Origin of the sequence: Asticcacaulis sp. AC466, from assembly GCF_000495815.1 — a bacterium.
GTDB lineage: Bacteria > Pseudomonadota > Alphaproteobacteria > Caulobacterales > Caulobacteraceae > Asticcacaulis.
In genome coordinates this window covers 1-555 of record NZ_AWGE01000055.1, presented here as the reverse complement: position 1 = coordinate 555, position 555 = coordinate 1, and the positions used below count along the sequence as shown (strand labels likewise).

General features: G+C 49.2%; 3 protein-coding genes. All 3 read left to right on the top strand.

Annotation, left to right across the window (positions count from 1 at the left end; translation table 11 throughout):
* Positions 1 to 174 (top strand): DUF5405 family protein (locus tag AEAC466_RS45285; RefSeq protein WP_200864004.1); only part of this gene is annotated, 174 nt, incomplete at its 5' end.
* The gene (locus AEAC466_RS43470; protein ID WP_023460307.1) at positions 174 to 398 is read left to right on the top strand and encodes a TraR/DksA C4-type zinc finger protein; all 225 of its coding nucleotides are present in this window, start codon (positions 174 to 176) and stop codon (positions 396 to 398) included. The genes AEAC466_RS45285 and AEAC466_RS43470, both read left to right, overlap by 1 nt.
* On the top strand, positions 338 to 511 hold the full coding sequence (locus AEAC466_RS44825; protein ID WP_162148985.1) for a hypothetical protein: 174 nt from the start codon (positions 338 to 340) through the stop codon (positions 509 to 511). The genes AEAC466_RS43470 and AEAC466_RS44825 overlap by 61 nt, the downstream gene beginning before the upstream one ends.
* Positions 512 to 555 lie beyond the last annotated feature (44 nt).

Below are 555 nucleotides of genomic sequence, written 5' to 3'. Positions count from 1 at the left end.
GTTTACTCTAATGAGTTAAAACTGATCTCTGACCTGATTAATTTATCCGTTAATCGAGGTGTGTTTCATCAATCAATTACAAATATTAGCGGTGTCGTTAAAGAGTCGCGCCGTGTCGCGGAATTAGGGCGACAGGCTCTAATTCAACTGAATAAAAAATCGGAGTTGCACTAATGGCCGACTTGATGGACTACGAACAGGAGCGGCAAGCGCTGGTACTAAACGCGCAGATCGCCAACGCCCGCAAATCCTCTGCGCTGCCTTCTGCTTTCGTTTGCGAAGAATGCGACGCTCCGATTCCTGCCGCGCGTCGCGCTGCCGTTCCCGGCGTTGATACATGCGTAAGCTGTCAGCAGATCCGCGAGACGCAAAATCACCTTTACGCGGGGAAGGCATGACGGAGTTCTCTATTTTGTTCGGCCTGCTGGCGTTGCTGGCAGGTCATTTTATTGCGGCTGATTTGAGTGATTCAGAATTTGCACGCAGACCAGAAAACCAAAATTACGATTAAGAGAATTGCGTCATGTTCCATTATCACGGTACGCCAGTTTGGGG

Coding starts and splice junctions, on each gene's coding strand:
- AEAC466_RS43470 (WP_023460307.1), top strand. CDS start 174: ATGGCCGACTTGATGGACTACGAACAGGAGCGGCAAGCGCTGGTACTA.
- AEAC466_RS44825 (WP_162148985.1), top strand. CDS start 338: ATGCGTAAGCTGTCAGCAGATCCGCGAGACGCAAAATCACCTTTACGC.